The sequence below is a fragment of the Neisseria sicca 4320 genome (assembly GCF_000193735.1).
In the GTDB taxonomy this organism is placed as follows: domain Bacteria; phylum Pseudomonadota; class Gammaproteobacteria; order Burkholderiales; family Neisseriaceae; genus Neisseria; species Neisseria sicca_E.
Window position 1 is genome coordinate 1 of the sequence record NZ_AEPF01000063.1, and the last position, 23,947, is coordinate 23,947.

At 54.3% G+C, this 23,947-nt stretch carries 20 protein-coding genes and 1 pseudogene; 12 read left to right on the forward strand and 9 right to left on the reverse strand.

Annotation, left to right across the window (positions count from 1 at the left end):
* Nucleotides 1-112: 112 nt before the first annotated feature.
* The gene (locus tag NSCA4_RS0107030) at nt 113-2,386 is read right to left on the reverse strand and encodes a Tex family protein (RefSeq protein ID WP_016687481.1); all 2,274 of its coding nucleotides are present in this window, start codon (nt 2,384-2,386) and stop codon (nt 113-115) included.
* Nucleotides 2,387-2,551: 165 nt separating this feature from the next.
* Entirely contained in the window at nt 2,552-3,994 is a 1,443-nt protein-coding gene (tldD, locus tag NSCA4_RS0107035; RefSeq protein ID WP_016687482.1) for a metalloprotease TldD, read from the reverse strand.
* A 244-nt stretch (nt 3,995-4,238) separates the two neighbouring features.
* Between tldD and NSCA4_RS0107040 the strand changes: the two genes are divergently transcribed.
* From NSCA4_RS0107040 to NSCA4_RS0107055, 4 genes and pseudogenes are all read left to right on the forward strand, one after another.
* On the forward strand, nt 4,239-4,739 hold the full coding sequence (locus NSCA4_RS0107040) for a hypothetical protein (protein WP_016687483.1): 501 nt from the start codon (nt 4,239-4,241) through the stop codon (nt 4,737-4,739).
* Nucleotides 4,740-4,765: 26 nt separating this feature from the next.
* Nucleotides 4,766-5,332 (forward strand): hypothetical protein, encoded by a 567-nt coding sequence (locus NSCA4_RS0107045; RefSeq protein ID WP_016687484.1) that lies wholly within the window; start codon nt 4,766-4,768, stop codon nt 5,330-5,332.
* Nucleotides 5,329-5,989, forward strand: a pseudogene (locus tag NSCA4_RS12940) (PspA/IM30 family protein). The gene NSCA4_RS0107045 and the pseudogene NSCA4_RS12940 overlap by 4 nt, the downstream one beginning before the upstream one ends.
* A gap of 1 nt (nt 5,990) precedes the next feature.
* Nucleotides 5,991-6,446, forward strand: coding sequence for a hypothetical protein (locus NSCA4_RS0107055; protein ID WP_016687485.1), 456 nt, complete (start codon nt 5,991-5,993; stop codon nt 6,444-6,446).
* A gap of 93 nt (nt 6,447-6,539) precedes the next feature.
* Here the strand turns inward: NSCA4_RS0107055 and NSCA4_RS0107060 are convergent, their stop codons facing one another.
* Entirely contained in the window at nt 6,540-6,965 is a 426-nt protein-coding gene (locus NSCA4_RS0107060) for a PepSY domain-containing protein (protein ID WP_016687486.1), read from the reverse strand.
* 54 nt (nt 6,966-7,019) lie between these two features.
* Nucleotides 7,020-7,364: a hypothetical protein gene (locus NSCA4_RS0107065; RefSeq protein ID WP_009312448.1), complete on the reverse strand. Its 345-nt coding sequence runs from the start codon at nt 7,362-7,364 to the stop codon at nt 7,020-7,022.
* Between the two features lie 128 nt (nt 7,365-7,492).
* Between NSCA4_RS0107065 and NSCA4_RS0107070 the strand changes: the two genes are divergently transcribed.
* The 6 genes from NSCA4_RS0107070 to smc all read left to right on the forward strand — a co-directional run bounded on the left by NSCA4_RS0107070 (nt 7,493) and on the right by smc (nt 15,476).
* On the forward strand, nt 7,493-7,720 hold the full coding sequence (locus NSCA4_RS0107070) for a hypothetical protein (RefSeq protein WP_016687487.1): 228 nt from the start codon (nt 7,493-7,495) through the stop codon (nt 7,718-7,720).
* 170 nt (nt 7,721-7,890) lie between these two features.
* The gene (locus tag NSCA4_RS0107075; protein WP_016687488.1) at nt 7,891-8,556 is read left to right on the forward strand and encodes a YqiJ family protein; all 666 of its coding nucleotides are present in this window, start codon (nt 7,891-7,893) and stop codon (nt 8,554-8,556) included.
* Nucleotides 8,557-8,634: 78 nt separating this feature from the next.
* A complete protein-coding gene (locus NSCA4_RS0107080) occupies nt 8,635-9,222 on the forward strand; it encodes a hypothetical protein (protein ID WP_016687489.1) in 588 nt (195 codons plus the stop codon).
* A 331-nt stretch (nt 9,223-9,553) separates the two neighbouring features.
* Nucleotides 9,554-9,958, forward strand: a complete 405-nt coding sequence (locus NSCA4_RS0107085) for a hypothetical protein (RefSeq protein ID WP_003759835.1) — start codon at nt 9,554-9,556, stop codon at nt 9,956-9,958.
* Nucleotides 9,959-10,155: 197 nt separating this feature from the next.
* The gene (locus NSCA4_RS0107090) at nt 10,156-11,868 is read left to right on the forward strand and encodes a flotillin family protein (protein ID WP_016687490.1); all 1,713 of its coding nucleotides are present in this window, start codon (nt 10,156-10,158) and stop codon (nt 11,866-11,868) included.
* A 125-nt stretch (nt 11,869-11,993) separates the two neighbouring features.
* Complete coding sequence (gene smc / locus NSCA4_RS0107095) at nt 11,994-15,476, forward strand: chromosome segregation protein SMC (protein ID WP_016687491.1); 3,483 nt, start codon at nt 11,994-11,996, stop codon at nt 15,474-15,476.
* A gap of 97 nt (nt 15,477-15,573) precedes the next feature.
* On the opposite strand, the gene NSCA4_RS0107100 is transcribed toward smc, so the two are convergent.
* From NSCA4_RS0107100 to tsaE, 5 genes are all read right to left on the reverse strand, one after another.
* A complete protein-coding gene (locus tag NSCA4_RS0107100; protein ID WP_016687492.1) occupies nt 15,574-16,002 on the reverse strand; it encodes a YMGG-like glycine zipper-containing protein in 429 nt (142 codons plus the stop codon).
* Between the two features lie 270 nt (nt 16,003-16,272).
* Complete coding sequence (locus tag NSCA4_RS13920; protein ID WP_016687493.1) at nt 16,273-16,365, reverse strand: methionine/alanine import family NSS transporter small subunit; 93 nt, start codon at nt 16,363-16,365, stop codon at nt 16,273-16,275.
* On the reverse strand, nt 16,362-17,900 hold the full coding sequence (locus tag NSCA4_RS0107110; protein ID WP_016687494.1) for a sodium-dependent transporter: 1,539 nt from the start codon (nt 17,898-17,900) through the stop codon (nt 16,362-16,364). Before NSCA4_RS0107110 ends, NSCA4_RS13920 begins: the two co-directional genes overlap by 4 nt.
* A 411-nt stretch (nt 17,901-18,311) precedes the next feature.
* A complete protein-coding gene (locus NSCA4_RS0107115) occupies nt 18,312-19,571 on the reverse strand; it encodes an N-acetylmuramoyl-L-alanine amidase (RefSeq protein ID WP_016687495.1) in 1,260 nt (419 codons plus the stop codon).
* The gene (gene tsaE / locus NSCA4_RS0107120) at nt 19,553-20,029 is read right to left on the reverse strand and encodes a tRNA (adenosine(37)-N6)-threonylcarbamoyltransferase complex ATPase subunit type 1 TsaE (protein WP_016687496.1); all 477 of its coding nucleotides are present in this window, start codon (nt 20,027-20,029) and stop codon (nt 19,553-19,555) included. The genes NSCA4_RS0107115 and tsaE overlap by 19 nt, the downstream gene beginning before the upstream one ends.
* 344 nt (nt 20,030-20,373) lie before the next feature.
* On the opposite strand from tsaE, the gene asd reads away from it, so the two are divergent.
* Both asd and recG read left to right on the forward strand, forming a co-directional pair.
* Nucleotides 20,374-21,489, forward strand: a complete 1,116-nt coding sequence (gene asd / locus NSCA4_RS0107125; RefSeq protein WP_016687497.1) for an aspartate-semialdehyde dehydrogenase — start codon at nt 20,374-20,376, stop codon at nt 21,487-21,489.
* A gap of 348 nt (nt 21,490-21,837) precedes the next feature.
* A complete protein-coding gene (gene recG, locus NSCA4_RS0107130) occupies nt 21,838-23,880 on the forward strand; it encodes an ATP-dependent DNA helicase RecG (RefSeq protein WP_016687498.1) in 2,043 nt (680 codons plus the stop codon).
* Nucleotides 23,881-23,947: the final 67 nt, after the last annotated feature.

The following is a 23,947-nucleotide window of genomic DNA, read 5'->3' on the forward strand; positions in this document are numbered from 1 at the left end:
TTTTTGCTATATCGTCTTTGATATAGAATAAAAAACGGGATTTTTTTTTACAATTTAATTTTATTTATTTGTTTCAAAACGGTTTTAATTTAAATAGCACTTCAGACTACTGTTACCGTTTCAACTTCGCAAACGCATCTGCCATCGCCGAATTGGTTGGGGCGCGGTCGTTGTGTTGAGGTTTTCGGTCGCGGCGTTCCTGATGTCGGGTTTCAGATGACCTGTTGCCTTTGGTTGCGCCGCTCGGTTCGTCATCCAAGCGCATGGTCAGCGCAATCCGTTTTCTGGCGGCATCGACTTCCAGCACTTTCACTTTCACCACGTCGCCGGCTTTCACGACTTCGCGCGGGTCTTGGACGAATTTATTGGATAGGGCGGAGATGTGCACCAAGCCGTCCTGATGGACGCCGATGTCCACGAACGCGCCGAAGTTGGCGACGTTGGAAACCACGCCTTCGAGTATCATGCCGACTTGCAAGTCGCTGATTTCGTGGATGCCTTCGGCGAATGAGGCCGTCTGAAACTCGCCGCGCGGGTCGCGGCCGGGTTTTTCCAGCTCGGACAGGATGTCCAGAATGGTCGGCAGGCCGAAGCGTTCGTCGGTGAAATCGGACGCTTTGATTTGCTTCACGCGCTCGCGGTTGCCTATGAGTTCGGCGGCGGTAATGCCTTGTTGCGCCAGTATTTTGGCGACGACGGGATAGGCTTCGGGGTGGACGGCACTCGCGTCCAGCGGCTCTTTGCCGCCGTTAATCCGCAAAAAGCCCGCCGCCTGCTCGAAGGTTTTTTCGCCCAAGCGCGGTACTTTTAGCAATTTTTTTCGGCTGTCGAACGCGCCGTTTTCATCGCGGTAGGCGACGATGTTTTGGGCAAGGGTTTGATTTAAACCGGAAATCCGTGCCAAGAGCGGGGCGGAGGCGGTGTTTACGTCCACGCCGACGGCGTTCACGCAGTCTTCGACCACCGCGTCCAGCGATTTGGCGAGATGGCTTTGGTTCACATCGTGCTGATACTGGCCCACGCCGATGGATTTGGGGTCGATTTTGACCAACTCGGCGAGCGGGTCTTGCAGCCTGCGGGCGATGGACACCGCGCCGCGCAGGGAAACATCCAAGTCGGGGAACTCGCGCGCAGCCAATTCGGATGCGGAATAAATCGACGCGCCGGCTTCGGAAACGACGATTTTGTGCAGCCCCATTTCCGGCATTCCGCGCACCAGTTCGCCTGCGATTTTGTCGGTTTCGCGGCTGGCGGTGCCGTTGCCGATGGCGATGAGCTTCACACCGTGTTGTTTAATCAGGCGCGACAGCGTTGCCAACATATAGTTTTCTTGATGTAAATAGACGATAACGGTATCCAGCAGCTTGCCCGTGTCGTCCACCACAGCGCATTTCACGCCGTTGCGATAGCCGGGGTCGAGGCCCAGCGTGGTCAGCCGTCCGGCGGGCGCGGCAAGCAACAAGTCTTTGAGATTGCGGGCAAACACGGTAATCGCATCGGTGTCGGCGGCTTCTTTCAGACGGCCTAAGGCTTCAAGTTCCAACGACAAAAAGATTTTCGCGCGCCAAGTCAGGCGCACGGTGTCGCGCAGCCATTTGTGGTCGTCTGAAATCTTGAAACGGCGGGCGATGATTTGTTCGTATTCGCTTTGCTGCGTAATCGGCGTGTCGTCGGGTTGGTATTTGAGCACGATGTTCAATATGCCTTCATTGCGGCCGCGCAAAACCGCCAGCGCGCGGTGGCTGGGCATGGCGCGCACGGGTTCGCGGTGGTCGAAATAATCGCTGAATTTTTCGCCTTCGGTTTCTTTGCCTTCAACGACTTGCGCGTGGATTTCGGCTTCGTTCCACAGCTTGTCGCGCAGTGTGCCGATGAGTTCCGCGTCTTCGGCAAACTGCTCCATCAGAATCGCGCGCGCGCCGTCCAGCGCGGCTTTGGTGTCGGGGACGTTTTCGTTCAGGTAACTCTGCGCGGCGGCTTCCACGTCCTGCGGCTGCTCGGTAAGCAACACGTCCGCCAGCGGCTGCAAACCGTGTTCGCGCGCGATTTGCGCTTTGGTGCGGCGTTTGGGCTTGTAGGGCAGATACAGGTCTTCCAGCGCGGTTTTATTGTCGGCGGCTTCGATTTGCGCCTTGAGGTCGTCTGAAAGCTTGCCTTGCTCTTCAATGCTTTTTAAAACAACGGCTTTGCGCTCTTCCAACTCGCGCAGGTATTGCAGCCGCTCGGCAAGCTGGCGCAGCTGCGTATCGTCCAGCCCGCCCGTGGCTTCTTTGCGGTAGCGGGCGATAAACGGCACGGTCGCGCCGTCGTCCAAAAGTTCGACGGCGGCGGTGATTTGCGCGGCGGTGGCGGAGAGTTCTTGGGAGAGGATTTGGGTGATGTTCATGGGGAAAGGTCGTCTGAAAAAGTGATTATTATATCAATGGAAGAAGAGAGAGGAGGCGAAGATTGTGTTTTGAATATGAAGCTTAGTCCTGAACCTTCTGAAAACAAAACGTCGTCTTGAAAACCCTAAATACAGTTTTCAGACGACGTTTTGTTTTTACTTGCCTTAAATCTCACTGCCGCCGACGGTCAGTCCCGAATCAATCCGCAAGGTCGGTTGCCCGACGCCGACAGGAACACTCTGCCCGTCTTTGCCGCACACGCCGACACCGCTGTCCAACGCAGTATCGTTACCTATCATGGAGACGTGTTTCAACACTTCAGGGCCGTTGCCGATGATGGTTGCGCCTTTGACGGGATATTGCAGTTTTCCGCCTTCGACCCACCACGCTTCGGATGCGCTGAAGACGAATTTGCCACTGGTGATGTCCACCTGTCCGCCGCCGAAGTTGACGGCGTAAATGCCTTTATCGATGGACGCGATGATTTCGTCGGGTTCGTAACCACCGTTTCCCATAAAGGTATTGGTCATGCGCGGCATAGGGGCGGAGGCGTAACTTTCGCGGCGGCCGTTGCCGGTGGATTGCGTACCCATCAGGCGAGCGTTGGTTTCGTCCTGCATATAGCCGACCAAGATGCCGTCTTCAATCAATACGGTGCGGCGCGTTTCGTTGCCTTCGTCGTCGATATTGAGCGAGCCGCGCCTGTCGGCAATATCGCCTTGGTCAACGACGGTAACGCCTTTGGCGGCAACGCGCTCGCCGACTCTGCCTGAAAAGACGCTGGTTTCTTTGCGGTTGAAATCGCCTTCCAAGCCATGTCCGACCGCTTCGTGTAGCAATACGCCCGGCCAGCCGTTGCCCAAGACAACAGTCATTTCGCCTGCGGGTGCAGGGCGGGATTCAAGATTAATCAGGGCTTGTTTGACGGCTGAATCGACAAACTGCCGCACCAAAGTTTCATCGAAATAAGCCAAGTCGTAGCGTCCGCCACCGCCTGCGCTGCCCTGTTCGCGCCGGTCACCCTGTTTGGCGATGACGGTAACGTTCAGGCGCACCATCGGACGGATGTCGGCGGCGTGTCTGCCGTCGAGGCGGGCGATGTAAATCATGTCGTATTCGCAGGTCAGTCCCGCCATCACTTGCACAATGCGCGGATCGGCGGCTTTGGCAAGCGTTTCCACTTTGTTCAACAAGGCAACTTTGGCGGCGGAGTCGAGACCGATGATGGGATTCAGCGTCGCATGGACGGATTTACCGTGTGCAACGGATGGCACTTTGACAGAAGCTTCTTCACTTGCCGCGCCGATAACGCGGACGGCTTGGGCGGAACGGTTGATCGAATCGATACACAAACTGTCCGCATAGGCAAAAGCGGTTTTTTCGCCCGAAACAGCACGCACACCCACGCCCTGATCGATTTGGAAACTGCCCGATTTGACGATACCCTCTTCCAAATGCCAGCTCTCAAAAGCAGTGCGCTGGCAGTAGATGTCGGCGTAATCGACGTGATGCGCGCCGATGATGCTCAGGCTTTTGGCGAGCAGCTCAGGGGAAAGGTGATTGGCTTCGAGCAAATCGCGCTGTACGGTAGCGTAAGTTGAGTGCATGGTTTTCAGACGACCTTAAGGGCTGGATAAACTTGGGGCTTGATTATACGGCATTTGTTATGGCTTTGGATGTGTCGATTGTTTGTATTTATAAGGGGTTAGGGTCGTCTGAAAACAAGAGGCGGATAGGGATGATTTCTCAGATGGGCCGGTATTTACATAATTAAACTGTTTTAAACATTGCATCTTGTCATTTCATGTTGTACATTTGTATTCAAATGAATACAAAACAAATCAAACGAATATGAATGCGACAAACCGTATCCCCGTTAGCGTGCGAATCACTCAGGAAGACGCTGATTTTATTGCCGAATTAAAAATCGAAGGCGCGAATACGCCGTCTGAAAAAATCCGCGAGCTGCTCAAGCAGGCGCGTTTGGCGCATACGCAGACGCGCGATTACGGTTCCGCGTTGACGGCGCAGGAGCAGTTTTTCCAAGCGGCGAAACATGATGTGCTGCACGCGGAAAAGCAGGCGGGGGCGCATTCGCATATCGTCGCTCGCTTGTTTGAGCAGCTGCCCGATTTGGGCGCGACGCTTGCCGCCGACCTGCCCGAAGAAGCCGACCTCGACGATTTGAAAAAATACGAACGCGAACTGATGTGGCGCATCGTCCGCCTGACCGACAGCATCTTGCAACTCGCCGTAACCGGCAAAGGCGCGGCATACGACGATACCGTGCTGCAACAGCTTGAAAACACTTTGAAACTGGCGAAGATTGTGCAGCAGGCGGGCGAAGTTTGAGGCGTGAAGGAAAGGCTGAATGAAAAATGGAGTACGGCAGTGAGAAAAGTGGACGCATGATACCCAAAATAAGCAAAACAGATTTAATTGCCGCCGTGATAATGCTAAGTGTACCACTGGTTTTAGTGGGCAGTACGATGGCACTAAGTCTGTTCCAGCCTGTACGTGAAGAAGCTGTGCACCTGAGTGGCGATATTCAATATATTCCACCCAAACGCCCTCCCTTTGCCGCACTGGAGTATGGTGGGAAGCATTATTCCGTGAATACTGCTCGGTTTGTTGACGGGCAAGGACTCAAGTTTTTCTATAACCACCGTCCGGAAAAAATCATCAGCATTGAAGGCTTCCGCTTCTATACGCCGTTAAGCTATCGAGACACGCCACAGGGTTTGGTGATACAGCAGATAGAATATGTAGAGAATGGCAGACATCAAGTGTTGGTTGTACCGCCGGAACAATTGGCTGTTGCATTGAAAGATAAGCGGCTTGAGCCTTGGTTTGACCGCTTGGTCTGTTATGGCATGTATCTGGCCGCTTGCGGCAGTTTGTATGTGTTTTATCGAAAAGAAAAACTGAAAGGAAAATCCAAATGAGCGAAACCCTATCCCGCAGAGTGGGCCGTCTGGTGAGCGGTGGTTTTCATGCCCTGATTGATGCGGCGGAGAACCTTGCGCCTGAGGCGGTTATGAACGAGAGCATCCGCGAAATTGAGCGGGCGGTGGACGAAGTGCGTGCAGAATTGGGCAAAGTGTTGGCGCAGAAACACCTTGCCGCCAAGAAAATGGCGGACGAGAGCAACCGCCACGAAGCCATCGATGCCAACCTGCAAGCCGCCGTAGCCGCTGGGCGCGACGACCTTGCCGAGGCGGGCATCGCCGAACAAATGGACATCGAAGCGCGTCTGCCTGTTTTGGAAAACACCATCGCCGACTGCGCCGCGCAGGAAAAAGAACTTGAGGGCTTTATCGCCGCCTTGCAGGCAAAAAAACGCGAGATGCAGCAGCAGTTGCAAGACTGGCGCGCAGCAAAGCACGGGCGCGGGCAAAGCAGCGGCAGGCGGCAGCGACCTCAACCGCATCGCCCGTGATGCCGAAAAAAGCGGCAACGCCTTCGACCGCGTGATGGGTCGTCAAAACGCGGTGCACAGCAGCACCGATGCGGCGCAGTTGGCAAAATTGAAGGAATTGGAAGACTTGAGCCGCAACAACCGTATTGCCGAACGATTGGCAGCGTTGAAGGCGGGGAAATAAGATGAATTTTGTTGATAAGATTCATGAGCTTGATGAGCAGATTGCTTACTACCATAAGATGTTGAATCACCATGCTTCATGGTTGCTGTTGTCGACTGTTGCGGTTTGGTCTCTTAGTGATAATCACCCCACTCCCGCAATAGTTGCTGCTATTTTAATCGTGGGATTCTATGTTGTTGTTATTACGGATGACTTGAAGGCAAAATATGACGGAAAATTGATTGTGGATGTCTGGAAAATCCATATCAAAAAAGCCATAAAAATGCTGAAAGCAGAGATTTCGGAAGGTTGTGGAGAGTCGGAGCGGCAAAAACTCTTAGATTTATTAGAGGAGAAATGCCATAGCCGGATAAAGTTCAAAAATTCCCTCAAGTACCGCCCGTTTCTAATTGCATATATTTTTTGGGTTTGGATGTTTTATGAAAATTTGATTGCATTTCTTCGTTATATAAAATAAACCAAGTTTTCAGACGACCCTCTCTATCGGAAAGGTCGTCTGAAAAGCAAAACGCCGCGCGGAGCTTGTCCTTGCGGCGTATGGCGGAACAAATCAGTAGTCGATGCGTTCGCTGATGATGCGTAAATCCGGCCATGAGAAAACGATGTCGTATTCACGTCCGTTTTTGAAGGCTTCGGCTTTCAATACGGGGCGGCCGCGGCGGTCATCGGCTTCGATTTCGTGAACTTGGTAGCCGCGTCGTTCGAGAATCCGCATCACTTGTGCGCGTTTTTGCTCGAAAGACGGATCGCTGTAAATTTGGTGTTCGATGTAGTCGTCATCGTAATACTTGCCGTCGCGGTAACGGTAGTCGTCATAACGGTCGTAATCGCGCTCATAACGGTCATCATAGCGGTCGTCGTAACGGTCATAACGCTGTTCGTAGCGGTCGGCACGGTAGTCGTCGTAAGGGTAAGGGGCGGCGCAAGCGGTCAGTGCGATGCTGCCTAAGAGTAATGCCGGTAAGAGTTTTTTCATGTCGTATCCTTTCGGGACGTGGGGTAAGTCAAATCAAGAATATTCGGAAGCGGATTATAAATCGACGCGTTCTACGAGAATGTTTAAATCGGGATAAGACATCACGATTTTGTATTCCAAGCTGCCTTTGTAGGCCTCAAATTCCAAAACGGGTCTTGCCCAATAGAGGTCGGTGTCGGAATCGTGGACTTCGTAGCCCCTGCTGTGCAGGATGGACAAAGCGCGGTCGTGGTGTTGTGCGAACGCCGGGTCTGTCTCCATGCGGTATTGGGCGTAGTCTTCGTAAAGGTCAAAACCTTCTGCTGCAAGAAAAATGGCGCAAACAGCGGCGACAGGAAGCAGCAATTTTTTCAAAAGCGGTTTGGACGGTTTTGTATATTGCGACTGAGAATGTTTCATTTCGTTCCCTTTGCGTCTGTTGTCGGTATAGACATTTAAACACGCAGGACTTAGGGAAAAGTTAGGAGCGGTTTCAGACGACCTTTCTTTACGATACGCACAGGTCGTCTGAAAAATAGGGGAATTTGATGATTTTTGCCATTTTGATCGGTTTGCTAACCGCCGTATTGCTTTACTTTGTGATGTTTAAGGATTGGGAAGAATTTGTCGAATGCGTCGAATTCTATTGCACACCCGACATTATCAGCGCGCTGCGGGGGCGGTATTGGGATGACGTATGGGCGGAAACCAAAATCCTGCTGTGGCTGAGCATCAGCGTGATGGCCGGCGTATCTGCCTATTTCTGGCTCGAATAGAACCGACGTTTTAAGGCTGATACGGTCTTATTGCCGCGAACGGTAAATGATTGAAAAAATTTAAAAATAAGCAGAAAACACACCTACTCCGCCGAAATTGAGAGCAAAGAGATAGGTCGTCTGAAAACCCAATACCCCTTTGAAATGCAAGAATAAAAAGGAACACAATAATGTGGAATTTAATCAACGCCCCCGAAACAGAAATCTTCGGCATCGCCATCGCGCTGATGGTTTTGCTCGGCGTGTTGGAAGTCATCTCCATGCTGGCGGGCGGCATCAGCGACTGGCTGGACAACCTGCTGCCCGACAGCCTGACCGAAACCGCGCACGCCGAAGTCGGGCTGGACGCAGCGGACGCAGGCGTGTTCGTCAGGTTTTTAAGCTGGCTGTATGTCGGACGCGTGCCGGTGTTGATGCTGATGGTCGTGTTCCTTGCCGTGTACGGACTGACGGGTTATCTCTTTCAGATGACCTTTGCCGCCGTGTTCGGCAGCTATCTGAACGGATGGCTGGCGGCAGTCGCCGTGTGGTTCCTTTCGCTGCCGCTGGTGCGCCTGACGGCGGGCGGACTGTACAAAATCATGCCCAAAGACGAAACTACCGCCGTTTCGCAGGAAAGCCTGATCGGACGCATCGGCACGGTAGTGCTGGGCGAGGCGCGGGCAGGCAGCGCGGCGCAGGTGCGGGTGAAGGATGTGTATGGTCAACAGCATTATGTGATGGCGGAACCGGATTCCGACGAAGTGTTAAAACAGGGCGACACGGTGTTGCTGGTGTCGCTGGAGGGAAATACGTTTAAAGCGATTTTGAATCCGAGCGGGAGTTTGGTGGATTGAGGTCGTCTGAAAAGATAAACGCCGGTTTGCAATGAACCATCATTTTTATCAGATTAGAAAAACAAAACAGGGATAGATATGGATCATTTGGCGCAGCCTGAGCGTGATATGCAATCCCGCATCGAAGCGTTGAAAAACAAACTGCCCCGAGGGGTTATCGTTGTCGGCGACGGACTGCTGTTTAAACATTCGTTATTTAGAGGTTTGTTGTTTCAACCCTTGGTTGCTTCCTTGTTCGGCCTCATCGGCGTGGGCGGTCTCTGGCTGAAGATAGTGAAATGGATGGATCTATCGTTTTCTAGCAATATGACTTGGCTGCTGGCTATTGTACTTACGCTATGGTGGTTGTGGCGTGCGGAACGTTGGTGGTGCGGGCTGACAACCCGAAAATCGATTTATATTGATCGCGAAAAATTGATTATTTACGGTGCATTCGGACGCATCCGTTATCAAGGCGGACATGACGGGGCTTACAGGAAGTTTGACCATATACGGAACATCGTCGGAGTCAGTCTGATTACCGAACGCAAAGGAACAACATTAACCGGCGGGCTGCTGGGCTTAGGAAGGCACAATATTTGTACAACAGCTTCCCAAAACGCATTTATTGAATTAACAGGTTGGCAGTGGTATTCAAGGTATAAGCTCGGTAGGTCGGATTCTTGAATCCGATGAATCGTTCCGCTTCAGCCGTATTGCACATAACCGAAATTGTCGGATTGCAAGAATCCGACCTACCTTTAAAACCGCTATTTTTAACCTTTCAGACGACCCCAAACCCTAAAAAACCGTCTGAACCGACGCCCCTCAAGTAGTCCGTAGCGTGGGCTTCGTCCACGAAGCAAACATCTCGGATTATCGTTTGATTCAAACGGCAGGTAGGTCGCGGGCAAAGCCCTCGCTACGGTTTGCTTGATCAGTTTGTTTTTCAAATGACCGCTATCAGCATAATTTTAAAAAAATTTATCGTTTTAACTCACAAAAAAGGAAAAATGAAATGCCAAGAAGATTAGACGCAATTTCTGACGGACTTAAGCAGGCTTTGTTGAATACATCTTTTGAGAATCAGGTAGTTGTTTGGTTAATGCAAGATGGGTGGCAGGTTTTTACCCCAGTTTTGGATCATGGGCATAAAACGGATATTTTAATTTCGGACGGAAAACGTTATTTCCGTATCCAAATCAAGACAGTAGATGCTAATAAGGGTAAGAAGCAAGAAGTATCGAATCAATGGGGGGAAATTAAGATTGATTTTGTTATTTATTTTGCACGAAATGGTGAATGGGGTTGCATTGCTCCAGCATTCTCTGAAAATAAAAAGCCGTTGAATGCACCTGAACATAAGATGTTCTTATTAAAAAGAAATGAGTTTTTGACTGCTTTTCATACGGTTGATAATTAGCTTGGTAGGTCGGATTCTTGAATCCGACGAACCGCTCCGCTTCAGCCGTATTACACATAACCGAAATTATCGGATTCAAGAATCCGACCTACATTTAAAACCCAAAATTTTTAACCTTTCAGACGACCCCAAACCCTAAAAAAACCGTCTGAACCCGCGCCCCTCAAGGGTATATCGACAACAAGAAAGGAAAACCCATGAACTTAGTTTCCATCGGCATCATCGCCGGCGTCATACTCGTCGCGCTGTTCGTACTCGGCCTCATCCTCACCCGCCTGTACCGCCGCGCCAGCAAAGAAGTCTCCTTCGTCCGTACCGGTTTTGGCGGCGAAAAAGTCATCATGAACGGCGGCGCGATGGTGCTGCCCGTGCTGCACGAAATCATCCCCGTCAACATGAACACATTGCGCCTCGAAGTGCGCCGCGCGGCGCAGCAGGCGTTGATTACCCGTGACCGGATGCGCGTCGATGTGATGGCGGAATTTTACGTCCGCGTCAAACCCAGCGCCGAGAGCATTGCCACCGCCGCGCAAACGCTGGGTATGAAAACCATGTCGCCCGACGAATTGAAAGACCTCGTCGAAGGTAAATTCGTCGATGCCCTGCGCGCCGTCGCCGCCGAAATGGCGATGGAAGAGCTGCATGAAAAACGTGTTGATTTCGTTCAGAAAGTACAACAAGTCGTGAGCGAAGATTTGTTTAAAAACGGCCTCGAACTTGAAACCGTCTCCCTGACCGGCCTCGACCAAACCAGCTTTGAGTTTTTCAACCCACAAAATGCCTTTGACGCGGAAGGTCTGACCAAACTGACCGAAACCATCGAAGGCCGCCGCAAAAAACGCAACGAAATCGAACAAGACACCGATTTGGCGATTAAAACCAAAAACCTCGAAGCCGAGCAGCAACGCCTGAAAATCTCGCGCGAAGAAGAATACGCCAAACTCGAACAAGAACGCGAAATCTCCGTGCGCCGCGCCGAACAGGAAGCCAGCATCGCCGAGCAGGAAGCGCAGAAAAAACGCGAGGCGGAAGAAGCTAAAATCGCCGCCGAGCGCGAAGTGGATTTGAAACGCATCGCCGCCGAACGCGACATTAAAAACGAAGACATCCGCAAAGCCCAAGCCGTCGAGCAGGCGGAAGTTGAGCGCCGCAAAGCCATCGAGCTTGCCGAACAAGACCGCGCCATCGCCGTTGCCGAGAAATCGCGTGCCGAATCCGAAGCCAAAGCCGAAGCCGACAAAGCCCGCGCCGCCGCCGTTCGTGAAGAAGAGAGCGTGATTACCGTACGCGAAACCGAACGCGCCGAACGTGCCAAAGCCGTCGAACTGATTGCCGCCGAAGAAGCCGCGCAAAAAGACGCGATTTCGCTCACCGTCGCCGCCGAAGCCGAGAAACAGGCCGCGCAAGACCGCGCCGAAGCCGTGCGCATCGCCGCCGAAGCCGAAGCCGAGAAACAACGCCTGCAAGCCAAAGGTGAAGCCGATGCCAAAGTCCTGTTGGCACAAGCGCAAGAGCAGCAATACAAAGTCGATGCCGAAGGTACCCGCGCCGTGAACGAAGCCGCCAACGTGCTGAGCGTCGAGCAAGTCGAAATGCAAGTGCGCCTCGCCCTCTTGAAACACCTGCCCGACATCATCCGCGAATCCGTGCGTCCGATGGAAAACATCGACGACATCAAGATTCTGCAAGTCAACGGCTTGGGCGGATTCAGCGGCGCTGCCAACGGCTCCGAAGGCGTGTCGGACGGTCAAACCACACAAGCCAGCCTCGCCGACCAAATGGTCAACAGTGCCCTGCGCTACCGCAGCCAAGCCCCGCTGGTTGACGGCCTCTTGAAAGAATTGGGCCTGAACGGCGGCGACATCAACGGTCTGACGCAGGGGCTGGATAAAGGCATCGGCAAAGAATAAGCCGCGCCGTTAAGAAAGTCTGAAAGCAAAGGTCGTCTGAAACCTCGAAACAGGGTTTCAGACGACCTTTTGTCAGATGTTTTAGTATAAAATCCCACTTTATTTTTTCTCCCCGTCCTTGTCCCATGCGCCTGACCCACATCAAACTCTCCGGCTTCAAATCTTTTACCGACCCGACCACGATTCATGTTCCGGGGCAGCTTGTTGCGGTTATCGGGCCGAACGGCTGCGGCAAGTCGAATGTGATTGACGCGGTGCGCTGGGTGTTGGGCGAGGCTTCGGCGAAGCAGCTCCGTGGCGAGAGTATGCAGGACGTGATTTTTAACGGTGCGGCGACGCGCCGTCCTGCGCCGAGGGCTTCGGTGGAACTGGTGTTTGACAATAGCGACCACAGTTTGCAGGGGGCGTGGGGGCAGTATGCCGAGGTGAGCATCAAGCGGCAGCTGACGCGTCAGGGTGAATCGACGTATTTCATCAATAATCAGACCGTGCGCCGCCGCGACATTACCGATTTGTTTTTAGGTACGGGCGTGGGCGCGCGCGGTTATGCCGTTATCGAGCAGGGGATGATTTCGCGCATCATCGAAGCGCGGCCGGAGGAGTTGCGCGCTTATATCGAGGAGGCGGCGGGCGTGTCCAAATATAAGGAACGCCGCAAGGAGACGGAAGGTCGTCTGAAAGACACGCGCGAGCATTTGCAGCGTTTGGGCGATTTGCAGAACGAGTTGGCGCGTCAGGTGGAAAAGCTGGAAAAACAGGCGGAAACCGCCGAACGCTACAAATCCCTGACCGCGCAGTTGAACCAACAACAGGATTTGCTCGATTACGCCCAATGGCAGCAATCGCTTGCCGCCGCCGATAAGGCGACCACGCAGCATCAGTCTTTGCAGGCGCAGCAGGACGAAACCGCCGCGCAGGTTCAGGCGTTAAACGACGAAGTACACGCCTTGCAGACCGCCGAACAGTCGCAGCAGCAGGCGGTACACGAATTGAGCAACAAACGCGGCGTGTTGCGCGAGCAGATTGCCCGTTTGGAAGAACAAATCCGCCATCAGCAAAACCTGCACCAACGCATCGAACGCGACAAACAGGCAGCGCAGGCGCAGATGCAGCGCATCCATCAGGAGCAGCAGCAAATCCGCGTGCAGCTTGAAGAAAACGAGTTGCAGGCGGAAGAAAAGCAAACCGAATTGGCGGAATGGGCGATGCAGGTTGCCGAACACGAAGAGCGTCTGCCCGAATTGGAAGAAGCCCAAGCCACGCTCAACGCCGCCTTCCAAACCCAGCAGGACGAGGCAAACCGCATCCGCCGCGAACTGGCGTTGAAACAGCAGCAGCTTGCCCATGCCGAGCAAACTGTTGCCAAGCACGAAGAGCGCAAAGGCCGTCTGAAGCAGGAAAACCAAGCCCTGAACCTGCCCGATGAAGCCGAAACTGCCGCCGCGCAGGAAGCCGCCGCCTTGTTGCAAAGCCAGCAAGAGCATTACGAAGAACAAATCATCGCCGCCGAAGAAGCCTTGCACGCGGCACGCGAGGCGTTTCAGACGACCTCAAACCGCTTCCAAAGCCTGAAGCAGCAACACATCACTTTGCAGGCGCAGCAGCAGGCGTTGTCGCAAATCCTGTCGCAACAGCAGGAAGCCGCCGACTTCTGGCAGGCAACCGACCACGCCGCCGCGCCGCAACTGTGGCAACACATCACCGCGCCCGCCGAGTGGCAGCACGCCTTGTCCGTCATCCTTGCCGAACGCCTGCACGCCCGCAGCGTACCGTCTGGCTTCGTTCCGCCCGCGCCTTTGCCGCAGGGGCAGGCGGCATGGCTTTCAGACGGCCTCTCCGGCGGCATCAAAAAATCCCTGCCCGTACAGGCATTGCTGAACCAAATCCAAGCGCAGCCGCCGTTTCAGACGGCGTTGCACCACTGGCTTGACGGCGTATTGTGTGCGCCCGATTTGAGTTACGCCCTCGCGCATCAAAGCGATTTGGGCGCACACCAAATCTGGCTTACGCCCGAAGGCCATCAGGTCGATAAAGTCAGTGTCCTGCTCTATGCCAAACCCGCGCAGGAAAGCCTGATTGCCCAAAAAGCGCGCCTTGACGGCATCGCGTCCGAACTGGACAACCTCGCCCCCGAACTTTCCGCCGCCGAAGCCGCGTTCAAACAGGCGGAGGTCGCTGTGCGCTCGTCTGAAGTGCAACATAAAAACCTGATGCAGCAGCAACAGCAGCACACGCGCCAATACAGCCAAGCGCAGCAACGCGCCGCCGAACTCTTGGCGCGCACCAACCAAGGGCAAATCCGCCGCGAACACATCGAGCGCGAACTGGCGCAGTTGGCAGAAGAGCAGACCGTGTTGCAACACACGTCCGACGGGCTTTCAGACGACATCGTTACTTTGCAGGAAGCCGCCGCCGAACTCGAACACCAACAGCAAACCACCGCGCACAGCCGCCAAGAGCAGCAAGGCCGTCTGAAACAGGCGCAGCTTGCCCTGCTGGAAGCCAACCGCCAATACGGGCTTGCCGAAGTCGCCGTCCACAAGCTCAACCAGCAAAAACAAAACTACCAACAGCAAATCGCCCGACTCGAACAGCAAACCCTAGACTGGCAGGAACGCCAGCAAGAGCTTGCCCTCGCCTATGAAACCGAGTTCCAAAACGACGAGCAGCACATCAAGCTCGACGAGCTGACCGAAGCCGTGCACACGCTGGACGAAGAGTACATCGCCGTGCAGGACAAACTCGCGCAGATTCAGGAGCAGGGCAGGGAGCAATACGCCCGCGTACAAACCCTGCAAACCAAGCTGCCGCAGCTTCAGGCCGCTACCCAAACCGCCCTGTTGCAGCAGCAGGAAGCCCTGATTAACGCCAAACGCTACCATCAAAACCTGATCGAACGCGCCGCCGATTTAGACGCGCTCGAAGCGTTGGCGAAAGAATCGCCGAAAGTATTGAACAGCAGCATCGGCAGCCTCACCCAGCAAATCGAAGCCCTCGGCGCCGTCAACCTCGCCGCCCTGCAAGAACTCGAAGAAGTGCGCGAACGCGACGGTTACTACCGCAGCCAGAGCGAAGACGTGCAGGCCGCCATCACCCTTTTGGAAGAAGCCATCGCCCAAATCGACGACAAAACCAAAGCGCGTTTCAAAGAAACCTTCGACGCCGTCAACGGCAAAGTCCAAACCTTCTTCCCCACCCTGTTCGGCGGCGGCGAAGCCACCCTCAAAATGATAGGCGACGACCTTCTGACCGCCGGCGTGTCCATCATGGCGCGCCCGCCCGGCAAGAAAAACAGCACCATCCACCTCCTCTCCGGCGGCGAAAAAGCCCTCACCGCCATGAGCCTCGTGTTCGCCCTGTTCAGCCTCAACCCCGCCCCCTTCTGCCTTCTGGACGAAGTCGATGCCCCGCTGGACGACGCCAACACCTCGCGTTTCTGCAACCTGGTCAAAGAAATGTCGGCGCAAACCCAGTTCCTCTACATCTCCCACAACCGCCTGACCATGGAAATGGCGGAGCAGCTCGTCGGCGTAACCATGCAGGAAAAAGGCGTATCGCGCGTCGTCGCCGTGGACATCAAACAGGCGTTGGAAATGGCGGAGCCGTGATGAAGTGGTGGAGTTTTGCTTGTTTGAATTTGAAATAGGAAAGGTCGTCTGAAAGTGTATTTTCAGACGACCTTTTTCAGATATTCAGACGATGGAGTTAATCGTCGTCATAATCGTAGTAATCATCATCCCAGTCGCGGTACTTGCGATGGTGGTGTTTGTGTTTTTTGTAACGTTTCTCATGACGGTAGTAATCATAGTCGTCGTCGCGATCACGATCATAGCGGTAGTAGTCGTCGTAGCGGTAACGGTCATCGTAGCGATAACGGTCTTCGTACTCGTCTCTATCTTTTTGGTTCATTTTTTTATTGCGGTGGGCGTAGGCGTTGCCCGCCAAACCGCCGGCGACAGCGCCTATAACGGCACTTTTTGTGTTTTTGCCCACCAAGCCGCCCAAAGCTGCGCCTGCGGCCGCGCCGGCGATGGTGGCTTTTTTCCGGTTTTCAGTCCCCCGGGCTTGCGCATCGATGGCGGGAAGGCTGAGACTGGCGGCGAGCAGTACCGCCATGATTGGTTTCATAGTCATGATTTCGTCCTTTTGTGAATCACGGCTGGTGCCGGAGTATTCTCATTATAATCAGTCCTTTGTTTACATTTCGCCCGCCTGTGGAAAATTAGCGTAAACAAATGTTGCTTTTGTGCGGTTCGCTTGCCGGGCTAAAGGATTAAATGGATTGAAGGGCTTTTAGGATTTTAGATTTTGTATTAATAAAACACCCCGAGGCCGTCATGCGGTTTCGGGGTGTCGGGTTTTCAGACGACCTGTGCGGTCTTTGCAATACTTGTTGGAAAAAGCCTATTCTTCAGGCAGCCGCCATACGGAAAGGATGAATCCGCCCCAGATGACGACGAGTGCGATAATCATCATGATGATGGCTGAAGTACTCATTCTTGATCTCCTTGTTCATGTTCGTGTTCGTCTTTGACGTTGAAGTTCTGACCGTGTTTCCAAGGCAGCAGCGACAGAATGACAGAAAAGACAAACAGACCGATCGACATACCCCAGCCGAAGATATTGAGGAAATCGTCGGGATAGTTCGAGTAGTTCTCTTTAAGCAGGCCGCTGGTGTCTTGGTACAACATATAACCGAGCATGATGACGGTAAAGATGACGCAGGCAGTCCAAATCGCACCGACGCGGACGGAGGAGAGCGCGTTCAGGTGGTTGCGCAGTTCAGGCAGCTTGCGCAGGGCGACGATGGCCAATACATAAACAAAGCCGACAGCGACGATGCCGTAGGTGTTGACGAATTTGTCCATGACATCCAAAACGGGCAGGCCGGTGGTCGTGCCGAAGAGCAGGGTGGAGATAATGCCCATCGGAATGCAGACGAGCAGGGTGGCATTGACGCGGCCGATGTTCAATTTGTCCTGAATGGCGGCAACGATGACTTCGACGATGGAAATCATCGAGGTAATGCCTGCGAATACCAGCGAACCGAAGAACAATATGCCGATGATTGCGCCCATTGTGCCGGCTTGGTTGATGATGGTCGGGAAGGCGATGAATGCCAGACCGATGCCGCTGGAAGCGACTTCGCTGACGGCTTGTCCTTTGGCTTGCGCCATAAAGCCCAGTGCGGCGAATACGCCGATGCCGGCAAGCAATTCAAAGCTGCTGTTGGCAAAGCCGACAACCAAGCCGGTACCGCCCAAGTCGGTTTTTTTCTTCAGGTAGGAAGAGTAAGTTATCATGATGCCGAAGCAGATGGAGAGTGAGAAGAAAATCTGACCGTATGCGGCGACCCAGACTTTAGGATCGGAAAGTTTGGACCAGTCGGGCGTAAACAGTGCGTCCAAGCCCTTCGCCGCGCCCGGCAGCGTCAGCGAGATGCCGACCATGATGATGAACATAATCAAAAGCAGCGGCATGAAGAATGATGATGCACCCGCCACGCCCTTTTGTACGCCTAAAGCCATGATGATGCAGGTAAACAGCCATACGCCGATCAGCGGGCCGACGACTTTGCCGACAAAATCCAAGCCTAAGGCTTCAGGACCTGCCATATTCAAAAAGTCTTTAAAGAAAAACGCCTGCGGATCTGCGCCCCATGCCGCGTTCAACGAGTAATACGCATAGCTTGCCGACCAGCCGATGATGACTGCGTAGTAGATACAGATGATGACGTTGGTCATCACGTTCCACCAGCCCACAGGCTCGAACCAGCGGCCGAGACGGCGGAAAGCCAGCGGAGCAGAGCCGCGGTAGCGGTGGCCGATGGCGTAGTCGAGCAGCAGCAGCGGGATGCCCGCAGTCAAGAGCGCGACCAGATAGGGTAGGAGAAATGCGCCGCCGCCGTTTTCGAAGGCGATGTAGGGGAAACGCCAGATATTGCCCAAGCCGACGGCAGAGCCGATGGCGGCAACCATAAACGCGCGGCGGTTGTTAAACGTCGCGCGTTCGTTTGTTTTGGAATCAGACACTTTGATACCTCTTGCTTTGATGTGGTATGAAACAGCCGCTTGGCGGCATACGGTTATAGAAATGAGGTCTGACAGGGGTAATGTCGTCTGAAAAAAACAATCGGCTTGTGGCCTTTGTTTACAATCTATGGCTGTATCGTAAAAAAAATTAACAGGCTTGGCAAGCGGAAAACAGATTTAAGTTGCGTTTCGGGCGGCTCTGGGAATTTCAGACGGCCTTGCCATTGCCCAAGGGCAGGGTGAGTTGCCGGATGTGGACGTTATTGTTTTTTGCGTTTAGGGCTTGTTGCGCAATTCGGTATGAATTCGAATGCACATTATTTTTTAAGGAATGACGTAAAAAATAAAAGGTCGTCTGAAAACCGATTTCAAAGTTTCAGACGACCTTTTATCTTTTCCGGAAAACCCAGCTTATCCTCTGCGCAATACGGCGGTATTGACGTATTTTTGGATGCCGGTGGCGATGGCGTCGGCGCATTGGCGGCGGAAGGAATCGCTGCCGAGCAGCCGCTCTTCGGTGGGGTTGGACAGGAAGGCGGTTTCGACAAGGATAGACGGAATATCAGGCGCGCGCAGGACGGCGAAGTTGGCTTCGTCAACGCGGCCTTTGTGGAGCTGGTTGAGTTTGCCCAATTCGGTCAGGACGGAATGTCCGAGTATGCGGCTGTCGCGCATGGTGGCGGTTTGGGTCATGTCGAGAATGGCGTTATCGACGCTGCGGTTGCCGCTTTTAAGGACGCCGCCGATGGCGTCGGCGTTGTTTTGGGTTTGGGCGAGGAATCTGGCGGCGGAGCTGGTCGCACCTTTGGTGTTGAGCATATACACGCCGGTACCGCGCGCAGACGGGCTGGTAAAGGCATCGGCGTGGATGGAGACGAACACGTCGGCATTGCGGGCGCGGGCTTTGGCGACGCGTACGGCCAACGGGATGAAGATGTCTTCGTTGCGGGTCATGTAAACGGTGTAGCCTATGCCTTCGAGGCGTTTTTTGGCTTCGCGGGCGATGGAGAGAACGACGTTTTTCTCTTTCAAGCCGCTCGGACCAATGGCGCCGGGGTCTTCACCGCCGTGACCGGGGTCTATCATAACGACAGGACGGCGACCGCCGCGGTTGGAACGTGCAGGCGTGTCTTGGGCAATGTTCGTGCGCTCGGCAGGACGTTGCGTTTGCATGCGTTTCGGCGGATTGCCGTTGAGCAGCGCCATCATCGGGTCGTTGGCATCGACGCCGTGCGGATAAAGGTCGATCACGAGGCGGTTTTTAAAGCCGCCGACAGGGGCAAGCGAGAAGACTTGCGGATGGGCGTTTTGCTTGAGGTCGATCACAACGCGCACGGTCGTCGGGGTGTTTTGTCCGGCGCGGATGCTGCGGATGTAGGGGTCGTCGGGCAGGACTTTACCGGAAATGCCTTGCAGGACGCTGTTGATGTTGGCGTTTTGGATGTCGACGACGAGCCTGCCGGGGTTTTCCAAGGCAAAATGCTGATATTGCAGCGCGCGCGAGCTTTCGATGGTGATACGGGTATAGGCGTGCGAAGGCCAAATACGGGCGGCGACGAATTGGGCGGGCGGCGCGGCTTTGGCGAGGGCGGAGGCAATCGGCGTGAGGGTGAACAACAGTCCGGCAGTTTGGCGGACGACTTGTCTTCGTGTCAGTTTGAATTTAACCATGCTTCTAAACTTTTTTGTCCGTTGGCGGTGTGTGCGGTAGCGGTGCAGGTCCTGCCCTGCGCGGCGTGATTCAGGGATACGGTGATGTCTGCGGGCGGGGTGAATGCGCCGCCCTGTTGCGGCCACTCGATGATGCAGACACTGTCAGGAGAGAACAGGTCGTCCAGACCCGCATCTTCCCATTCTTCGGGCGAGGCAAAGCGGTAGAGGTCGAAATGATGGAGCGTGAACGCTTCCAGCGGGTAGGATTCGACGATGGCGTAGGTCGGGCTTTTGACCGCGCCGGTGTGTCCGAGTCCGCGCAGGATGCCGCGCGTAAACGTGGTTTTTCCCGCGCCCAAATCGCCTTGCAGATGGATGACCAATGGCGCGAGCAGCGATTTTGCCCAACTCCCGCCCAGTTTGAGTGTAGACTCTTCGTCGGGAAGCCGGCGGGAAAGGGATGCGCCGTCGCTCATGAAATCAGCCTTATCGTGTTCTAAAAACCTTAATTATGCTGGATTTACGGGCATTTGCAAACATAAGGGAGGATAAAGTTAGATAAAGATGTTCCATATTTAACCGGTTTTGGCTTGTGAATGCTGCTTTGCTATTTATTAATTAATTAACCTTTATACGACAATTTTATTTTTAATCTTTAAAAATGCCAAAGCACTAATCAGATTGCTGGGGGCATTTGCAGCTTTTTCGATTTAAAGTGGGTTCACTATAAAAAACTTTACATTTCCCTCAAACAGGTTTAAAACTCTTCCTTTTCCCCTATTCAGAAATTTGTTAACAATTTCCCCCTAAGGAGTTCAACATGAAAGTAGGTTTCGTCGGCTGGCGCGGCATGGTCGGTTCGGTTTTGATGCAGCGTATGCGAGAAGAAAACGACTTCGCCCACATTCCCGAAGCGTTCTTCTTCACCACTTCCAACGTCGGCGGCGCGGCACCTGATTTCGGTCAGGCGGCTAAAACATTATTGGACGCGAACGACGTTGCCGAGCTGGCGAAAATGGACATCATCGTAACCTGCCAAGGCGGCGATTACACCAAATCCGTTTTCCAACCCTTGCGCGACAACGGCTGGAGCGGCTACTGGATTGACGCGGCGTCCTCCCTGCGCATGAAAGACGACGCGATTATCGTCCTCGACCCCGTCAACCGAAACGTCATCGACAACGGCCTCAAAAACGGCGTGAAAAACTACATCGGCGGCAACTGCACCGTCTCCCTGATGCTGATGGCGCTGGGCGGCCTGTTCCAAAACGATTTGGTCGAATGGGCGACCAGCATGACCTACCAAGCCGCTTCCGGCGCGGGCGCGAAAAACATGCGCGAACTCATCAGCGGCATGGGCGCGATTCACGCCAAAGTAGCGGACGAGCTTGCCGACCCTTCCAGCGCGATTCTCGACATCGACCGCAAAGTGTCCGATTTCCTGCGCAGCGAAGACTATCCGAAAGCCAACTTCGGCGTACCGCTAGCCGGCAGCCTGATTCCGTGGATTGACGTGGATTTGGGCAACGGTCAGTCCAAAGAAGAATGGAAAGGCGGCGTGGAAACCAACAAAATCCTCGGCCGCAGCGACAATCCGACCGTAATCGACGGCTTGTGCGTCCGCATCGGCTCTATGCGCTGCCACAGCCAAGCCATCACCCTGAAACTGAAAAAAGACCTGCCCGTTTCCGAAATCGAAGCGGTTTTGGCAGGCGCGAACGACTGGGTGAAAGTCATCCCCAACGAAAAAGAAGCCAGCATCCACGAGCTGACGCCCGCCAAAGTTACCGGCACGCTGTCCGTCCCCGTCGGACGCATCCGCAAACTGGGCATGGGCGGCGAATACATCAGCGCGTTTACCGTCGGCGACCAGCTCTTGTGGGGCGCGGCCGAACCTCTGCGCCGCGTATTGCGTATTGTGTTGGGCAGTTTGTAAGATTTGCAGGTCAAACAAAAAAGCAACGGTTTATCCGTTGCTTTTTTATCAAGGTCGTCTGAAAGTAGCAGGGTGGACGGATTTTTGAATTTGACGGTTTATAGTGATTTACATAGAAACCTTATGCCGTCATTCCCGTGCAGGCGGGAATCTAGAGATTTGACATCATGGCAACTTTGTAAATCTTTCTGAAGCTCCGAAATCTAGATTCCCTCCTGCGCGGGAATGATGGCATGGGAAAATTTTCAAACTCTACCTGTGCAATGCTTCAAAGGTCGTCTGAACGTCCTTTCAGACGACCCCTTCCTACATTTTCAGCTAAAATACGCGTCATTAAAGGACAAAGCCATGATGACGCCCGAAACTCAGAAACAGCTCAAAATCACCGACGTTTCCGCCAAGAAGCTCGACAAACTCAACCTCAACACCGCATGGGATTTGGTGTTGCACCTGCCGCTGCGTTACGAGGACGAGACGCACATCATGCCGATTAAGGATGCGCCGATCGGCGTGCCGTGTCAGGTTGAGGGCGAGGTCATCCATCAGGAAGTAACGTTCAAACCGCGCAAGCAGCTGATCGTCCAAATCTCCGACGGTTCCGGCAGCGTCCTTTTTTTGCGCTTTATCCACTTTTACGCCAGCCATCAGAAGCAGATGGCGGCCGGCAAACGCATCCGCGCCGTGGGCGAAATCAAACACGGATTTTACGGCGACGAGATGATTCATCCCAAAATCCGCGATGCCGAGAGCAGTGGTTTGGCGGAAAGCCTCACGCCCGTCTATCCGACCGTAAACGGCCTGAACCAGCCCACTTTGCGCCGCATCATTCAGACGGCGTTGGACGTTACGCCGCTGCACGACACGCTGCCCGATGCCTTATTGGGTCGTCTGAAACTGCCGCACCTCGCCGAAAGCCTGCGCCTTTTACATTCGCCGCCACCGAGTTTCACCATCCACCAGCTTTCCGACGGCGCGCTTCCCGCGTGGCAGCGGCTCAAATTCGACGAACTTTTGGCGCAACAGTTGTCCATGCGGCTGGCGCGACAGAAGCGCGTCAGCGGCACGGCGGCGGCATTGGGCGGCGACGGCACGCTGACCCAAGCCCTGCGCCATGCCTTGCCGTTTGCCCTGACTGATGCCCAAGAAAGAGTCGTGTCCGAAATCCGCCGCGACATGGCGCAAACCCACCCCATGCACCGCCTGCTGCAAGGCGATGTCGGCAGCGGCAAAACCATCGTCGCCGCCTTGTCCGCGCTGACCGCCATCGAATCGGGTGCGCAGGCGGCTGTAATGGCACCGACCGAAATCCTTGCCGAACAGCATTTCATCAAGTTCAAACAATGGCTTGAGCCGTTGGGTCTCGAAGTCGTCTGGCTCTCCGGCAGCCAGCGCAAAAAAGCCAAAGACGAAGCCAAAGCCAAACTCGCCGACGGCACCGTCAAAATCGCCGTCGGCACGCATGCCCTGTTTTCAGACGACGTCGAGTTCCAAAATCTGGGCTTGGTGATTGTGGACGAACAACACCGCTTCGGCGTCGCCCAACGCCTCGCCCTCAAAAACAAAGGGCGCGACGTCCACCAGCTGATGATGTCCGCCACGCCCATCCCGCGTACGCTCGCCATGAGTTTCTTCGCCGATTTGGACGTGTCCGTCATCGACGAATTGCCGCCCGGGCGCACCCCGATTAAAACCCGCCTCGTCAACAACGTCCGCCGCGCCGAAGTCGAAGGCTTCGTCCTCAACATCTGCCGCAAAGGGCAGCAGGCATACTGGGTCTGCCCGCTGATTGAAGAGAGCGAAACCCTGCAACTGCAAACCGCCACCGAAACCCTCGAGCAGCTTCAGGCAGCCTTGCCCGAACTCAACATCGGCTTGGTACACGGGCGCATGAAGGCCGCCGAAAAAGCCGAAGTCATGGCGGAATTTGCCGCAGGCCGTCTGAACGTATTGGTCGCCACCACCGTCATCGAAGTCGGCGTAGATGTGCCCAACGCCGCCCTGATGGTCATCGAACACGCCGAGCGCATGGGCTTGGCGCAGCTGCACCAATTACGCGGGCGGGTAGGGCGCGGCGCGGCAGAAAGCGTGTGTGTCCTCCTGTTTGCCGAACCCTTGAGCGAACTCGCCAAAGCGCGGCTGAAAGTCATCTACGAACACACCGACGGCTTTGAAATCGCCCGCCAAGACCTCAACATCCGCGGTCCCGGCGAATTTCTCGGCGCGCGCCAAAGCGGCGTCCCCATGCTGCGCTTCGCCAACCTTGAAGAAGACCTGCACCTCTTGGAACAAGCGCGTGAAATCGCTCCGATGCTGATTGAACAAAACCCCGAAATCGTCGAAGCGCATCTGGCAAGATGGCTTGCCAGCAGGGAAGGGTATTTGGGTGTGTGAGGTCGTCTGAAAATCCAATCCCACTATTTTTACCTATGAAAACAGTCCCCACATCCCTGCCTGCCAC

Bases quoted from the DNA above. Each gene is read 5' to 3' on its own strand.
- NSCA4_RS0107030 (WP_016687481.1), bottom strand. From the start codon at position 2,386: ATGAACATCACCCAAATCCTCTCCCAAGAACTCTCCGCCACCGCCGCG.
- tldD (WP_016687482.1), bottom strand. From the start codon at position 3,994: ATGCACTCAACTTACGCTACCGTACAGCGCGATTTGCTCGAAGCCAAT.
- NSCA4_RS0107040 (WP_016687483.1), top strand. From the start codon at position 4,239: ATGAATGCGACAAACCGTATCCCCGTTAGCGTGCGAATCACTCAGGAA.
- NSCA4_RS0107045 (WP_016687484.1), top strand. From the start codon at position 4,766: ATGGAGTACGGCAGTGAGAAAAGTGGACGCATGATACCCAAAATAAGC.
- NSCA4_RS0107055 (WP_016687485.1), top strand. From the start codon at position 5,991: ATGAATTTTGTTGATAAGATTCATGAGCTTGATGAGCAGATTGCTTAC.
- NSCA4_RS0107060 (WP_016687486.1), bottom strand. From the start codon at position 6,965: ATGAAAAAACTCTTACCGGCATTACTCTTAGGCAGCATCGCACTGACC.
- NSCA4_RS0107065 (WP_009312448.1), bottom strand. From the start codon at position 7,364: ATGAAACATTCTCAGTCGCAATATACAAAACCGTCCAAACCGCTTTTG.
- NSCA4_RS0107070 (WP_016687487.1), top strand. From the start codon at position 7,493: ATGATTTTTGCCATTTTGATCGGTTTGCTAACCGCCGTATTGCTTTAC.
- NSCA4_RS0107075 (WP_016687488.1), top strand. From the start codon at position 7,891: ATGTGGAATTTAATCAACGCCCCCGAAACAGAAATCTTCGGCATCGCC.
- NSCA4_RS0107080 (WP_016687489.1), top strand. From the start codon at position 8,635: ATGGATCATTTGGCGCAGCCTGAGCGTGATATGCAATCCCGCATCGAA.
- NSCA4_RS0107085 (WP_003759835.1), top strand. From the start codon at position 9,554: ATGCCAAGAAGATTAGACGCAATTTCTGACGGACTTAAGCAGGCTTTG.
- NSCA4_RS0107090 (WP_016687490.1), top strand. From the start codon at position 10,156: ATGAACTTAGTTTCCATCGGCATCATCGCCGGCGTCATACTCGTCGCG.
- smc (WP_016687491.1), top strand. From the start codon at position 11,994: ATGCGCCTGACCCACATCAAACTCTCCGGCTTCAAATCTTTTACCGAC.
- NSCA4_RS0107100 (WP_016687492.1), bottom strand. From the start codon at position 16,002: ATGACTATGAAACCAATCATGGCGGTACTGCTCGCCGCCAGTCTCAGC.
- NSCA4_RS13920 (WP_016687493.1), bottom strand. From the start codon at position 16,365: ATGAGTACTTCAGCCATCATCATGATGATTATCGCACTCGTCGTCATC.
- NSCA4_RS0107115 (WP_016687495.1), bottom strand. From the start codon at position 19,571: ATGGTTAAATTCAAACTGACACGAAGACAAGTCGTCCGCCAAACTGCC.
- tsaE (WP_016687496.1), bottom strand. From the start codon at position 20,029: ATGAGCGACGGCGCATCCCTTTCCCGCCGGCTTCCCGACGAAGAGTCT.
- asd (WP_016687497.1), top strand. From the start codon at position 20,374: ATGAAAGTAGGTTTCGTCGGCTGGCGCGGCATGGTCGGTTCGGTTTTG.
- recG (WP_016687498.1), top strand. From the start codon at position 21,838: ATGATGACGCCCGAAACTCAGAAACAGCTCAAAATCACCGACGTTTCC.